This window comes from Bifidobacterium apicola (assembly GCF_042846865.1).
GTDB lineage: Bacteria > Actinomycetota > Actinomycetes > Actinomycetales > Bifidobacteriaceae > Bombiscardovia > Bombiscardovia apicola.
Map to the genome: position 1 here is coordinate 1,952,079 of NZ_BAAFQQ010000001.1, position 14,701 is coordinate 1,966,779.

Annotated in this window: 11 protein-coding genes and 1 tRNA gene; 11 read left to right on the forward strand and 1 reads right to left on the reverse strand. The window is 54.8% G+C overall.

Going from position 1 to position 14,701, the window contains the following annotated elements:
* Positions 1–5: 5 nt before the first annotated feature.
* The 7 genes from ACGG9J_RS08100 to ACGG9J_RS08130 all read left to right on the forward strand — a co-directional run bounded on the left by ACGG9J_RS08100 (position 6) and on the right by ACGG9J_RS08130 (position 8,640).
* A complete protein-coding gene (locus ACGG9J_RS08100) occupies positions 6–2,156 on the forward strand; it encodes a helicase (protein WP_390135203.1) in 2,151 nt (716 codons plus the stop codon).
* Positions 2,156–3,220, forward strand: a complete 1,065-nt coding sequence (locus ACGG9J_RS08105) for an HAD-IIA family hydrolase (RefSeq protein ID WP_390135205.1) — start codon at positions 2,156–2,158, stop codon at positions 3,218–3,220. Before ACGG9J_RS08100 ends, ACGG9J_RS08105 begins: the two co-directional genes overlap by 1 nt.
* A 5-nt stretch (positions 3,221–3,225) precedes the next feature.
* Positions 3,226–3,546 (forward strand): hypothetical protein, encoded by a 321-nt coding sequence (locus ACGG9J_RS08110; protein WP_390135207.1) that lies wholly within the window; start codon positions 3,226–3,228, stop codon positions 3,544–3,546.
* Positions 3,543–4,352, forward strand: coding sequence for a TlyA family RNA methyltransferase (locus tag ACGG9J_RS08115; protein WP_390135209.1), 810 nt, complete (start codon positions 3,543–3,545; stop codon positions 4,350–4,352). The genes ACGG9J_RS08110 and ACGG9J_RS08115 overlap by 4 nt, the downstream gene beginning before the upstream one ends.
* 106 nt (positions 4,353–4,458) lie before the next feature.
* Positions 4,459–4,535 (forward strand) — tRNA-Arg (locus ACGG9J_RS08120).
* A gap of 950 nt (positions 4,536–5,485) precedes the next feature.
* The gene (locus tag ACGG9J_RS08125; protein WP_390135211.1) at positions 5,486–6,820 is read left to right on the forward strand and encodes a 3'-5' exonuclease; all 1,335 of its coding nucleotides are present in this window, start codon (positions 5,486–5,488) and stop codon (positions 6,818–6,820) included.
* A 707-nt stretch (positions 6,821–7,527) separates the two neighbouring features.
* The gene (locus ACGG9J_RS08130) at positions 7,528–8,640 is read left to right on the forward strand and encodes a type I restriction enzyme HsdR N-terminal domain-containing protein (RefSeq protein WP_390135213.1); all 1,113 of its coding nucleotides are present in this window, start codon (positions 7,528–7,530) and stop codon (positions 8,638–8,640) included.
* 375 nt (positions 8,641–9,015) lie between these two features.
* On the opposite strand, the gene ACGG9J_RS08135 is transcribed toward ACGG9J_RS08130, so the two are convergent.
* Positions 9,016–9,915, reverse strand: a complete 900-nt coding sequence (locus tag ACGG9J_RS08135) for a helix-turn-helix domain-containing protein (protein WP_390135215.1) — start codon at positions 9,913–9,915, stop codon at positions 9,016–9,018.
* 249 nt (positions 9,916–10,164) lie between these two features.
* Here ACGG9J_RS08135 and ACGG9J_RS08140 point away from each other — a divergent pair, with 249 nt between their 5' ends.
* The 4 genes from ACGG9J_RS08140 (at position 10,165) to ACGG9J_RS08155 (ending at position 14,534) form a co-directional block, all read left to right on the forward strand.
* Positions 10,165–12,183, forward strand: coding sequence for an ABC transporter ATP-binding protein (locus ACGG9J_RS08140; protein WP_390135217.1), 2,019 nt, complete (start codon positions 10,165–10,167; stop codon positions 12,181–12,183).
* Positions 12,184–13,941: an ABC transporter ATP-binding protein gene (locus ACGG9J_RS08145; protein ID WP_390135219.1), complete on the forward strand. Its 1,758-nt coding sequence runs from the start codon at positions 12,184–12,186 to the stop codon at positions 13,939–13,941.
* 254 nt (positions 13,942–14,195) lie between these two features.
* Positions 14,196–14,381 (forward strand): P-loop NTPase family protein, encoded by a 186-nt coding sequence (locus ACGG9J_RS08150; RefSeq protein WP_390135221.1) that lies wholly within the window; start codon positions 14,196–14,198, stop codon positions 14,379–14,381.
* Positions 14,382–14,384: 3 nt separating this feature from the next.
* Positions 14,385–14,534 carry a hypothetical protein gene (locus tag ACGG9J_RS08155; protein ID WP_390135223.1) on the forward strand — a complete coding sequence of 50 codons (150 nt, stop codon included), beginning with the start codon at positions 14,385–14,387 and terminating at the stop codon, positions 14,532–14,534.
* Positions 14,535–14,701: the final 167 nt, after the last annotated feature.

Here is a 14,701-nt window from a genome sequence, read left to right on the forward strand (position 1 = left end):
CACTGATGGCAGAAGAACACAATCATTCCCGGGGCGATCGCGGACGGGGCCGGGGCGGTTCGCGCCCAGGAGGCTTCCGGTCGGGCGGCCGTCGCTCTTCGGGCTTCCACAAGGGCGGTTCGCGCTCGGGCAGATACCGCTCCGGAGGCTATCGTTCGGGAGGTCACCGCTCCGGCAACTTCCATAACCATGACGGCGAGAGCGGCGAAGAGCGTCGCTCCGAGAGCAGGAATGGACAGCGGCCCTTCCGCGGACGCGGGCACGATCGGTTCGACCATGACAATCGCAGATACAGGCATGACCGTCAGGATGGCCACGGCGGCTTCCACAGGGATTCCGACCGGGATCGCCATGGCCGTCGGCAGGATGGAGACCGTTCACGTCGTGACTTCCATGCCAATGGGCATGGCGGGTACGGGCATCGTGATCATGACAACGACCGCGGTCGGTCGGGATATGGCGAACGTCGTTCCGGACGTGGCTACCAGCGGCATGACCGTGACCATGATCGTGGGCAGGGCTTCCGTGGCGACCGTCGCCGGGATGACAACCGTAGGTTTGATCGTAGGCAAGATGAGCGGTCTGGCGGGGATCGCCCATGGAACAACCACTCCCGTGATGATCGCCCACGCCAGGAGCGCTCACATGGAGATCGTCACTACGGCAACCGTTCCTATGGCGACCGTTCCCGTGATGACCATCGTCAAGGCGGCTATCGGGGTGACCGTTCCCATGGCGACAGGTACCAAGGCCAGCATGGTCGTGATGATCGTCGCCGTGAAGATTATCGCCATGACGACCGCCGCGGGACTTATCAGCGTGACCACCAGAATGGCTATGACCGCGGTCGCCGCAACTCAGACGGGACCATTTCCTACCCATCGCAGAACCCCTACACGGATCGTCGGCCTGGAGAGCCCAAGATGCCCAAGGGCCTGGAGTGGTCCATGCTCTCCAAGGATGATCGCCTGCGCCTGCGCGGACTGAGCAAGGAGCATGCTGAGAACATTGGTCTGCACATCCTGGCCGCCTACGCGCTAGAGGAGACCGACCCTCAAGGTGCTCTAGCCCACGCCAAGTGGGCTGCCCGGCAGGCTTCGCGGATCGATCTTGCCCGTGAGACTCTGGCCCTGGTGGCCTATCGTCAGGGCGACTACAAGCTGGCCTTGAAGGAGTTCCGCACCGCACACCGTATGAACGGCTACTCTGATTACCTGCCCTTCATCGCCGACTGCGAGCGTGGTCTGGGCAATCCTCGCAAGGCCATTGAGGAGGCCACCTCTGAGGAGGGCAGCCAGCTGCAAGGCGAGTCCAAGGCGGAGATGTTCCTGGTTTATGCCGGAGCCTTGGGCGATCTGGGCCTGTGGGACAAGGCCATCGAGACTGTTCAGGCCCTGGTCAAGGCCCGTGGGCTCAGCGGCGATTACCGGATGCGCGCTGTGCAGGCCGAGCAGAACTTCCTCGAACAGGCTGGACGCAGCCAGGAGGCCCTGGAGCTGGAACCCCTGCTGGATCGGCTGGAAGCGGAGTATGCCGATGAGGATGAGGACGATCAGATGGACGGGCAGTCCGAGGAGATCCTGATCGACTACGACCTGGAGCACCTGGATTCGGCCATGATGGAGGATCTCTCCATTGACCCGGATGGCGGTGAGGATGACTCGGATGAGGCTGAAACTGAGACCGAAACCGCCCAGTCTGATGTCACTGATGCATCCGATCAGGGTGCCGATGACAGCCTGGTTGAGGAATCTCCAGAATCAATTGCTTCGGACGATTCAGCGGACTCAACTGACACTGGTGACTCATCCGATTCGACTGATACATTCGACGCAGTTGATTCGACTGGTTCGTCCGAGTCAACTGGTTCATCTGAAGCGCCTGAATCTGAAGTGCCGGAATCGTCGGATTCTGTGAAGCAACCCGGGGGCGAGTCCTCTCGCCTTGATGCAGAAACTTCGGACGATGGGTCTCAAAGTGACCGGAACGGTAGCGAAGCTGACGTGGCTGTCGCCGATAAATCTGCTGCTGACAACGGTGACGCGACTGTCCAGGCTGCAGGATCCGAGGCAGGCGCTATCGATCATGAACCTGAACAGGCCAAGGATGAGCAGGTCAATGAGTCCGATACGCCTGATGAAGCTAGGACTGAATAGTGACCGTATTCCTCAAAGGAACTGACGACGCTCCGGCAAAGACCTATCATCTGGCACTGCTTGACCTGGATGGGGTGGTCTACCGGGGTGCTGACCCTGTTGAGCATGCGGCCGAGGGCATCGACCGCGCTCAGACGCTCGGCATGCGCATGGCCTACACCACCAACAATGCATCCCGGTTTCCCCATGTAGTGGCAGATCAACTGCGCGGGTTCGGTCTGACCCTGGACGATGGCCAGGTCATCACCTCGGCCGTAGTCGCCGCACGAATGCTGTGCCGACACCTGCAGGAGGGCGCCAGGGTGCTGGTCATTGGATCCGATCATCTACGTGATCAGATCCGCCTCAACGGAATGGTGCCGGTAAACAAGGCCGTAGATAAGCCAGAGGCCGTCATTCAGGCCTGGTATCCCGAGCTGAGCTGGCAGGACCTGGCCCAGGCCGCCTTTGCCATCGAAAACGGTGCACGTTACTTCACCACCAACAAGGATCAGACCCTGCCCCGCGAAGGAGGCATGGCACCCGGCAATGGAGCTATGCTCCAACCGGTGATTCTGGCTACTGGCAAGCAGCCGGAGGACTCGGCCGGCAAGCCGGAATCGGCCATGTACGACGAGGCACGGCAGCTGTTGACCGACAGCCAGGAGAAGATCTTGGACATCGGCCGGTGCCTGCCCGTGGGCGATCGTCTGGACACCGACATCGAGGCAGCCAACCGGGGCGGGTACGACTCAATGCTCGTCCTGACGGGTGTGGCCCGAACACCCGCCATTCTGACTGCACCTGCCAAGTTGCGGCCTGCCTATCTGGCTGAAGACCTGCGCGGCCTGACTGCACCACAACCCCAGCCCAGTAAGGAGGCCGACCAGACCTGGCACTGCGGCGGCCAAACCGCAAAGGTGAATGATGATGGGCATGTGACTCTGCATGCTCTTGATGGTGGCGGCGACCCCCTGTCCGATCTGGATGCTGTGCGGGCCTGCGCCTGTGCGCTCTGGGAGTACCAGGATCGTGGCGGAGACATGGACGCGCTGGATCTGCCCGCCTTCGTCGTCGGGGCATAGCGGCCATGTCGGAAGAGGTCGACTCCGGACAGCCGGGAGCGAGTGGACCATCCCAGGAGTCCAATCACTACGGGCCACCTGAGCAGTCCGGCCAGACCGGGCAGCCTGTAGAGTCTGAGCGTTCTGGATGGTCCTCTCAGGCAGATGACGAGGATACGACTGCCTCAGTACCCGAAGAGCCCATGGATAAGCAGGCCATGGCACCTCTTTTGGAACGTTTCCCTGATTTGGCTCAATTGGACAATCTGGACGATGCCCAACAGGTTGAGATGCTCGGCAAGGTGCTGGCCGGGCTTCAGCAGGACCTGAATCGGGAGGGCAAGTGAACGATGATGATACGGTTGTCAGCGCTGGGGATGGTTGCAGAAGAACCGTTGCTCACACCCGCGACCGGCTTGATCGCATCCTGCCTGCACAGGGGCTGACGGATTCGCGGGCCAGAGCTCAGGCACTGATTCGACAGGGCCGGGTTACGGTCAACGATCATCAGGCATCAAGGCCTGCTCAGAGTGTCCAGCCAGGCGATGTGATCCTTCTGGATCCGGGCGATGACTATGCCTCCCGGGGAGCGCTGAAGCTGGAGGGTGCCCTGACGACTTTTGCGGCGCAGGGGATGCCCGGTCCGCAGGACAGGCTCTGCCTCGATATCGGGGCGTCCACGGGTGGTTTCACTGACGTTCTGCTCAGACATGGCGCAAGGCGAGTTATCGCCCTTGATGTGGGCCACGGACAGTTGCTGGAACGGATTGCCGCTGATCCTAGGGTGATTGACAGGAACGGTGTCAACATACGCGAAGTCCAGCCGGGGGATCTGCCGTATCATCCGGAATATGTGGTTTCGGATGTGTCTTTCATCTCGCTGACCTATGTCATTCCCGTCCTGCCTGCCTTGCTGGCACCTGCTGCCAACTGCCTGCTGCTGGTCAAGCCCCAGTTCGAGGTGGGACGCAGCCTGCTGGGCCATCATGGCATTGTGACTGACGAGGACCGCAGGCAGGAGGCGTTGGAGCGGGTCTTGGCCTGTGCACGTGAGCATGGATTTGCTGTCCGTGCTACCATGCCATCTCCCATAACCGGAGCCCACGGCAATGTGGAATATCTGCTCTGGCTGTCTTGGTCACAGTCGGTCTGAAGGCTGTGGCTTCCCGCTTTCCACGCGACACACCAGACTGGACAGAATCCACAACTGCGGTAATATAAATGAGTTGTCAAAAACGAGTTCCTCGTCAAGATGACTTGCGCCAGTAGCCCAACGGATTAGAGCAGCTGACTACGGATCAGCAGGTTGCAGGTTCGAATCCTGTCTGGCGCACCACATGAAAGCCCTACAGCCGCAAAGGCTGCAGGGCTTTCCTACTGCTTTGTGGATCCTGTCTGAAATGTGTTTTTGCGTGTCATTTGTTGGATAAAAGTCCCCGTAAAATAGTGCCCGGCTTAAGCGGGGCACTATATAGTTTATTTTTACTGCTTCTTGAGGCGCACGGTGGCTGTGGTGCCCATTCGCGCTGGCCTTTTAGGTGATTTCACCCTTTTGGTACTTGAAATCTTTGGTGTCGTTCTGTGATGCGAGCAGGCTCTGCGACATTTTGTCCTTGTTGCCTTGGCTGGTCCAAGAGTAGTCACCGGCGGTGGTGGGCGGAGTGAAGCTGCCGGGACCAGTATAGGCTGGTAGTGTCGGGGCTCATCCAACCGATTTCTATGCTATCGGCGGTTAACGTTGCTTGCTGGCAGGGTCTTTATCGGAACCGTTTGTCTGCTTCCATGTCCCTGTCAGATCAGCCGGTTGTGGGGCTTTGTTCGTTTTCTTAGGCTTCTCTTGTGAATTGGTCGTTTGCTTTCCTGCATCCGAGCTTGTTGAAGAATTTCCTCAGCACGATGACAAGCCCATTGACATGACTATTGCGACTACTGTAGCCGCGATGCCCTTGCGCATTTGCACTTCCTCTCGTCTTCAGTGAGCGGCAATAGAATATCACGTAAGCCTGAGCTAGAAAGGTAAGTTTGTTTTCAGCAGTCATAGCAAAGGCATATAAGCGACGTATCAGTTACTGCCGGTCGATGTTCAATATCGCTTTTTGCCTAGTTCCTTGATTCTGGCATGTCGTAAGTGAGCGAGCTTATGCAGAAAGTTATATATTCGCACCGGACCTTGCATGAGTCATGCTCTTCGTTCCCCGCTAAGGTGCCCGCTGATGTTTACATGCCCTCATAAAGGAATCAGAATGACGTTGGCGGGTTTCCAGGCTGCGGTGTAGCTTAACAATCGTGAGAAAAAGGAAGAATGACAAGGGCTCGTTGCTGGGCATTGTCATTCTTGCATTGCTCGGCGTGATCATCATACATCCGGTGATTTCAGGAATCATTATTGCGGTTATTGTTCTGTTGGTAGTGCTGTACGCAGTGGCGTATAAGCCGCAGACCAAAGACCTTGGAAATGAGTGGATAAGCCCAGCCGCTGAGAAAAAGCATGGTCCGAGAGGGAAACATGCAAAGCGTCCTGCTGACGAGCTGGTTGCTTCAAACGATAATGCGAAACCTGCCGATAACGATGACGGCTTGCCTGCGGATTATGTGGTACTTGATACCGAGACGACGGGTCTGCGTGCACAGATGGATCAGATCATCGAGATTGGGGCGGTGAAGGTTCGAGGCAGGAACATTGTCGACAGTTTCGATACCCTTGTCGATCCTGGCAGGAGTTTGGATAGCAGGATTGTCGAATTGACTGGCATTACTGATGCCATGCTGGACGGTCAGCCGAAGATCGGCGATGTGCTGCCATCGTTCTGGTCCTGGGTCGGCGACGACCCTGTTGTAGGTCATAATGTGCGTTTCGATATGAGGTTTTTCGAAGCTGAGAGCGCACGGGCGGGATATACCATGCCCGGCCCAGTGTGCATAGATACTTTGCAAATGAGCCGTGCTTTGTTTCCCCAGGAGAAGCACCATCGACTGCAGGATCTTATTCGCAGATTCGGCATTGCAGAGAACGAGGAGCATCGTGCGTTGTCTGATGCCGCGCAGACGCAGGAGTGCTTTGAATGGATGCGTCGGTATATGAGTGAACGAGGCGGTGGTTTCACTACTGTCTTCAATGCGTCAGATTCTTCATCCAGTGCTTCTACGGTATTGAAGCAGCCCAGGCAATCCCGGCGTTTCAAGGGGAGGGGCGTGCATTGCCCATGCAATCAGCGTCCTGATGGTCAGTGCATCGTAGAGGGTATAGACAAGTGGCAGACCGTCGGTGTATCGGGTGCGGCAAAGCACCAGGATCTGTTTAACCGATTCTCCTCCAGCGACGAGTTCTGGGTGAGATTGCTGCATGGATTCATCAAAACAGGTAAGTACAAAGGTTGGCCGACAATACAAGTCTGGCTTGACGGAGAATATGCGGGATGCCTCACCGTATTGCAGACATCACGCCATTACTGCCAGGTTCCGCCTGAAGGCGGCGTATCGTACGCACATTTCGGCGCGAGAACTAAAAGGGGAACCTGCCAGTTGCGGGTCTCGTTCCCCTATGCCCATGCCGAAATAGAACTGAGCCAAATCAAACAGGTAGCTCATGAAGAGGATGACAATTTAAATTTGCTTGTGTGAAGAGAAATCTTAGCAGTTTGAGCTGAAAAGTTAGAACGGCAAAGTAGCTGTCGATGGATCTACATGAGGGTTGCAAGGCAATTTTGCTTACATGAATGTTGTTATCGTTTTGACTCAATTGGGCAACTTCATCCATTAAGCGGCTTTGTGCCTATAGATAGAGACAACTTAGCTATCAAGGATTTGTATAGGACGATTGCTTCGGACCGTTGCTTCAAGCGGCATATAAGATTAATGCTCAACTCTTAGATCGGGATGCCTTGTTTGTTCAATAAAATGAAGTATTCGCTTTTGATCATGGTTATAGGTGCGTATAAACAATAGACAGGCATAGTAATCAGTAGAGTATGCCTTGGTAGAGTATAGATGGCTGTATCTACTTATTTGAACAATGTCCATAATAGATTTAAATAGACTTCTGTTTTACAGAGTGGCTTCTTTTCTTTGTCTTTTATGCCCGTAATGAAGCCAGGAATAATAACTGTTATCGTAACTTTTATTGATGGAATTTCCAGTTAAGGATTAGTCCATAAATTTAGAATTGTAGATCCGGAATTCTATTTCAATAGGATTAACAACTTATCATTTGCTTTTTCGGGATTCGCGGATTGTGCGTCATTGACCCAACACCTGTAATATATGCCTATTTTTATACACAAGTCTTGATATTATACGATTATACAAATGTTCAATGGGGAAGGGTGACTATGGATTTTGAGGAGAGTTTGAATCAGGTTGCGGCTAAAGTTCAGGAGCAGAAAAGTATCATCGATACTGAAGAAGCGACAAAGACTGCTTTTGTATTACCTTTCATAGGACAAGTACTTGGGTACGATGTTTTTAATCCTCGAGAGGTTATACCAGAATTTACCGCAGACGTTGGCCTGAAGAAGGGTGAAAAGGTCGACTATGCATTAGTCCATGATGAACAAGTGCAAATTCTTGTTGAATGCAAAAAAATTGGCTGTCCTTTAAGTATAGACAATGCTAGCCAGCTATTCAGGTATTTTGCCACAACTAAGGCGCGTATAGGGGTTCTTACTAACGGACAGGTTTGGAACTTCTATATGGACATAGACCAGCCCAATATTATGGATTCCAAACCTTTTCTAGTATTGGATCTATTAAATATCGATCCCACCATGTTGCCAGCTCTGGAAAAACTAACTAAACCTGATTTCGATATTGATTCCATAGCTAGTAGCGCAGAGGAACTCAAGTATGTCGGTTCGCTGAAAAGGGCCATTGGCAATGAGTTTAAAGAACCTTCTACAGAGTTTGTAAAGCTTCTTACAAGACATGTTTATGATGGTCGCTTTAGTTCGTCTATAAAGGAAAAATTCGAACCTTTAGTTGGTAAAGCATTGAAGCAGTTTCTATCAGAGCAGGTTAACGATCGTCTTAAAACTGCCTTAGGCGCTGATGACATCAAAACCACTTTGCCTGTTCAATCTGGCGAATCGAGTCAGAATGATCAAGGAACAGGTGATGACGGAACTGCCGAAAATGAACCGATGGAACCCGAAAGTGACATTGTCACTACCGATGAAGAGTGGGCTGCCTATTTAATTATAAAGGCCATTGCATGTTCGAATGTCGACCCGGAACGTGTAACTATGCGTGATGCCAAAGAGTATTGTGCCATTTTTCTTGATGATAACAATAGGAAACCTATTGCGCGCCTCTATTTCAATAGGAAGCAAAAATATGTCGGCCTTTTTGATGAAAATAAGCAATGCAATCGAATGGCAATCGAAAAAGTTGATGACATCTATTCCTATGCTGATCAGATACGTGAAGAGGTAGACCGTCTTCTTTGATTTATTTTATATAAACGTAATTTTACGCTGGTTTTATAAGACTATGCTCAGCGGGCATAAAATACGCTACCTTTGCGCAAGCGGTGGCATGTACACCTTGCAGTTCGAGAAAGCTTAGTTCGTAGTATCAAGTCTCGAAAGGACCTTTTTGTTTCTATGCAGAGTCACATGAACCAGCTCTATTGGGAAAAGGAGCATGAGACAGTTTTCCACTTTTGGATCGGTAACATCGCCATCAGTCTTAGCGACCCATTGGCCTCCGGATCAAACCTAGGCAGTGGTCTTAGTTAAGGAACGTCCGTAAAGCGTTAATTCTCCAATTCCGTCACCGCCTGCCTGGCTTTCGCAACTGAGAATGCCTCGATTGCAACGAGCTTATTCGACACGGTTGTGCTGCTCGCGCCAAGTGATTGGAGCGGCCCTCGTTTCTCTGGTGAAAGCGGCGCTGAATGAACTGGGGCGCATATATCCGACCTGCCTGCCGATCCAGGCAATGTCCTCCCCAGTGGACGAGAGAAGATGGCGGGCCTGGTCCATTCTTCGCTCTCTGATGTACCTGGCCAGACTTGTGCCGGTCTGATGCCTGAAGGCGGTGCATAAACGGGTGCGTCCCACATACAGGGACTGTGCTATCTGATCAATGGAGAGGTCACTGCCCAAGTGGGATTGAATGTGGGCTTTGGCCTGTTGGACTAGGTCACAGTCATATGACGGTTCGTGGCTCTGTACAAAGGCAGAGAAAGATTGGGCCAGCCTTGCCAAAAGCAGGTCGATGCGTGCTTTGATGAGGAACTCTGTCTGGCCCTGCCTCCCTGGGGCAAACTTTGACAGGGCGGTTAAAGCGGCTAGAGCAATATTGGATGGCCAGGGTTGGCAGAAGGCGTCAAAGAGTCCCTTGACCTGGCCGGGCCATTGGTTTTCCAGCTCCATGAAATAGTCGGGTAAGATGCAGATGCTCCGGGTCCGTGAGCGGGAGCCTGCCGGCATACGGTTGGTGACCGATCCTGCCCGCTGGACCAGGGAGGCCATATTGCCCTCCTGCATCGTACACGGCTGCAACCTGTAAGGAGCGGGGTTGGATGCCGGGCTTTCATCCAGGGTCAGGCAGGCGTAGTCGGTTATGGTGTACTCGCTGAAATCCATGTCGTGCAGGAACGTGATGTCGTGCCATATGACCAGGCAATGAGGACCCGCTGGATTGGCTTGGAATCTTCCCTGACAGATGTCGCCATCGACCTGCCCTTCCAATCCTCCCGATCGGTGATGGAGTTCCATGCCGAGTTGCTCCGCCTGGGGCGATAGAGGGTCTGAATCTCGCGTGATTCGGAGTATATCGTGTGGTCTGTCATGGCTCACCTGGTTTCATTTTGCCGGCTTTATGGCGATCTCGGCGGACTTTCGTTTTCGTTCGCACCTTTTACGGATTCATTCGGCGCTCTGTGACGGTCTTCCGGGCATTGACTTCTCAGATTACGTTCGATGGCAGCGAACGACAAGAGTTTTGGATGAACCTGGAGGAAAGAGATGACCACAGATCAGGCGGATTCGAGAAGCAAACCGGATCCTGCAGAAGGTAAAGCACAGGGCGGGGGAGGTGCGCCTAATCGTGAGAGGTCGCATGGGCGTAGTTCCCTCAGGCGGCTGCTTGATTTCGCCGGCCCTCGTAAGGTGTTCTCCTATCTCGGCTGTGGTCTGTCCGCCCTCTCCACGATTGCTGGCCTTGGACCCTACATCTGCATATGGCTGGCGGTAAAAGACCTCCTCGCCGTTGCTCCGGGGTGGTCTCAGGCTACGGAAATCGCCATTTATGGATGGCTGGGATTCGGGTTTGCGGCGGCTTCCGTCGTTCTGTACTGTGCAGGGCTGCTGATGACGCATCTGGCGGCTTTCCGGAGCGCATCCAACATGCGCAAAGCGGCCATAGGCCACCTGCTGAGCCTTCCCTTGGGGTATTTCGACCTCCATGCCTCCGGCGAGCTGCGTCGCACCATTGATGGCTCGGCGGGCGATACCGAGAATCTGCTCGCCCATATTCTCCCCGACGCAGCTGGATCCTTCGCCATGATTCTAGGCATGCCGATACTGATGCTGGTCTTCGACTGGCGTATGGGCCTGGCCTGCCTTTTCCCCATTCTGATAGCCCTGGTCTGTATCCGCGTGATGATGAACGATCAGGGACAGTCCTTTATGACGGAATTCCAGGATGCGCTGGTGCGGATGTCGAAGACCGGGACAGAATATGTCCGTGGTATTCCGGTCGTCAAGGTCTTCCAACAGACGGTGTACTCTTTCAAGGCGTTCCATGAGGCCATCGAGCATTACAGCCGAATAGCCAGGAACTATGCCATGCAAATCTGCCACCTGCCCCAGACCATTCAGATGACGGCCCTGAACGGGACCGTGATCTTCCTGATTCCTGTGGCCATCCTGCTGGCTTCGGGGCAGAGTGACTTCACCTCTTTTGTGGCCGATTTCGCCTTCTACGCCGTCTTCTCGGGCATGGTCCCCACGGCCATGACCCGTCTGCAGTTCTCCAGTGAGTCCTTCAGCAAGGCCGACGATGCCTTGGACAGGATTGCCGGCGTGCTCAGCAGTGATCCTCTGATGGTAGCTGACGAACCGGAACGCCCGAAGTCAGCAGATGCTTCCCTGGAACAGGCGTCATATACCTATCCAGGTGCTGATCTCCCGGCACTGGATCGGATTGACTTCAAGGTGCCGGAGGGTGGAATGGTCGCTCTGGTCGGTCCCTCGGGAGGCGGCAAATCGACCTGTGCCAGTCTGTTGCCACGTTTTTGGGATGTGGATTCGGGCAGGGTCGCTGTGGGTGGCATTGATGTCAGATCCATCGATCCACATGATCTGATGGGGCAGGTCGCCTTTGTCTTCCAGACCAACAGGCTCTTTTCGACCACCCTCCTGGAGAACGTTCGCGCAGCCAGACTGGACGCCGCTCCTGAGCAGGTTATGGAGGCATTGAGAGCGGCCCAATGCATGGACATCGTTGACAAGCTTCCCGAGGGGCTGGATACTATGCTCGGCTCAGGTGGAACCTACCTTTCCGGGGGAGAGGTCCAGCGTGTGGCCCTGGCCAGGGCAATCCTCAAGGAGTCTCCCATTGTGGTCCTGGATGAGGCGACCGCTTTTGCCGATCCCGAGAATGAATTCTTGATACAGAAGGCGCTGGCCGAATTGACACGGGCCGAAGGGGGCCGACGGCGAACCGTTCTCATGATTGCCCACCGTCTATCGACTGCGGCTCATGTCGATCGAATCCTGGTATTGGATGGGGGCCGCCTGGTTGAGCAGGGCACTCATCGCCAGCTTCTTGATGCGCAGGGCACCTATGCCCGTATCTGGTCTGATTATGAACGGGCGGTCTCCTGGAAGGTCGACAACTCTCCGAAGGCTGCCGCCGGAACGGGTCAAAATCCCGCAGGCCCCATTGCGGGTGAGAAGCACGTCGTTCCCGGTGTCGGGCCATTCGCTACGGACTCGTCTACCGGTGATTCCGACATCCAGAGGAAAGGAGGTGAGGCATAAGTGTTCGCCTCATTCAAGAAGAAGTACGCCCTGTCCGACCGAGGCATGAAGATCGTGGTTTTGGGAACGCTGTGGACCACACTGACCAATCTGATCATCATGGCGGGAACAAGCTCCCTCCTGCTGGTCATGAACGCTTTTGTTGAGCACCTGACGGCAGGGGCGTCTTTACCGAAGGTCCTGCCCTATCTGGTTGGTCTCCTGGTCTTTGCGCTTATTCTCTTCGGCACCTCCTGGATCCAATACAGTTATTCCTACGGTGCGGTCTTCAGCCAGACCGGAACCCAGCGGATCGACCTGGCCGAGAGACTGCGCAAACTGCCTCTCTCATTTTTCGGGCGGCGTGACCTGGCTGATCTGACCGATACAATTCTGGGTGACGTGGCCACCATGGAACATGCCTACGCCCATGCGCTGAGCCAGCTCTATGGCGCAGTCGTTTCATCCGTCCTGATATTCCTGTCGCTTCTGCCCATCAATTGGGCACTTGATTTGGCTGCATTCTGGAGCGTGCCGGTGGCTTTCACCATCATCTTTGCCACTCGACGATTCGTTGAAGCTTCGTCACGGCGTACGAGGCAGGCCCAGATTCGGGTCAGTGACGGCATTCAGGAGGCGCTTGACTGCGTTCGGGAGATTCACACCACCAACCAGGAAGAGAGGTATCTGGAAAGGCTTTCCTCGACCATCGATGACACCGAAGCCACTACGGTCCGAACCGAGATGACCAATGGCCTTATATTGAACTCCGCCATGGTGGTTTTGAGGTTGGGTGTGGCAACGACCTTCCTGGTGGCTGCCGGATTGATCATCCAGGGCAGGATCGACTTCATGGTCATGTTCCTATTCCTCCTGATGGTCTCACGGATTTACTCGCCCTTTGATCAGGCGCTGATGCTGGTTTCGGAACTTTTCCAATCCCAGGGCTCGGCCCGGCGGATTCGCTCCATCAACGAGGAACCTGTAGCTGAGGGGAGTACGGAATTTCATCCCGATGGGCACGATATCGTCTTCGACCACGTTGCCTTCTCCTATCCCGGCCTTGCTGGTAAGGCGGCAGGTGAGCCGGTTCTTGAAGATGTTGGTTTCACTGCCAAGGAGGGGGAGATTACGGCCCTGGTGGGCCCCTCGGGGTCCGGGAAATCGACCTGCGCTCGATTGGCGGCTCGCTTCTGGGATGCCGCTTCAGGTTCCATCACCGTGGGAGGGGTGGATGTGAGCCAAGTGGATTCGGAGGTTCTCCTGCGGGACTATGCCGTGGTTTTCCAGGACGTGATGCTCTTTGACGACACGGTCATGGGCAATATTCGGATGGGGCGGTGCGGTGCCAGTGACGAGGAAGTGTTGGCTGCGGCCAGGGCCGCCAACTGTGACCAGTTTGTATCGCGCCTGCCACAGGGGTACCAGACGATGATTGGTGAAAACGGCTCCAGACTTTCCGGAGGTGAACGGCAGCGGATTTCCATTGCCAGAGCCATTCTCAAGGATGCCCCGATTGTCTTGCTTGACGAGGCCACCGCCTCCCTGGATGTGGAGAACGAGACGCAGGTGCAGGAGGCCCTGTCGCAATTACTGGTGGGGAAGACCGTCATGGTCATCGCCCACCGGATGCGCACTGTCGAACAGGCAGACAAGATTGTCGTTCTTGACCATGGGCGTGTGGTCGAGCAGGGTTCTCCGCAGAAGCTTATGGCCGCAAATGGTGAGTTCGCACGGATGGTTCGCTTGCAGGGGGAGAGCGCAGGCTGGTCCTTATAGAAAAAGCTTAAATAGGCTGCATGGAGGAGCCAGGAAATCAGGTTCGTTCTGCAGGAATCAAGGCTCGTCAGCTCCTTGAGCATCGCGAACAACATCAAGCTGTACCGGCTCTAGGCAGGGATGCCAGGCAAGGGGCATTCGGGAAGATTCGGCCAGGTGGTGGACTCTCTGGGCATTGGGTCTATACTTGGCAAAAACCGCTTAGATGCTCCGGTAGGAGAAAAGCAGGAACAGTTTTCGCGCGGGCCGTCATTATGAATTCCGAGGCTGTTCTTGCTGATGAGCCCGCAGCCGCTCTCGATTCAGCGAACAGGTCGAGGATCATCGCTCTGCTCTTTGGCCTGAACCACGATTCGGGATCCATGATCGTCACCGTTGCGCATGACGCCTCACTGGCTGATCAGCATGATCGAATCATCAAACTTCAACGAAAGGTCTAGAACATGGGTTTCTGGATTATGGTATTCGCGGCTTTGCTCGGCTTGGCACTGATTGTTCGGGGATTCGTATTGGGCAAGAAAGACAAGCGCTGGTTCGCGCTGTGCATATTGGGCGCAGCAAGCCTGGCATTCGCCGTTTGGCTTGCTATATGAGCACCCGGTGAAACAATGCCGACCGCCAGCATCAGGTGAGTATGAGTACAGATCGCTGTCGGGTGGGATTGAGTGTGCCCAGTATGTGGCTGGACATACTGCGCATGGGGAAACCTGATAGGTTCAAGCAACTTGTAGTTCTGCCTGGGGTGCTTCGTGGGAGGGGT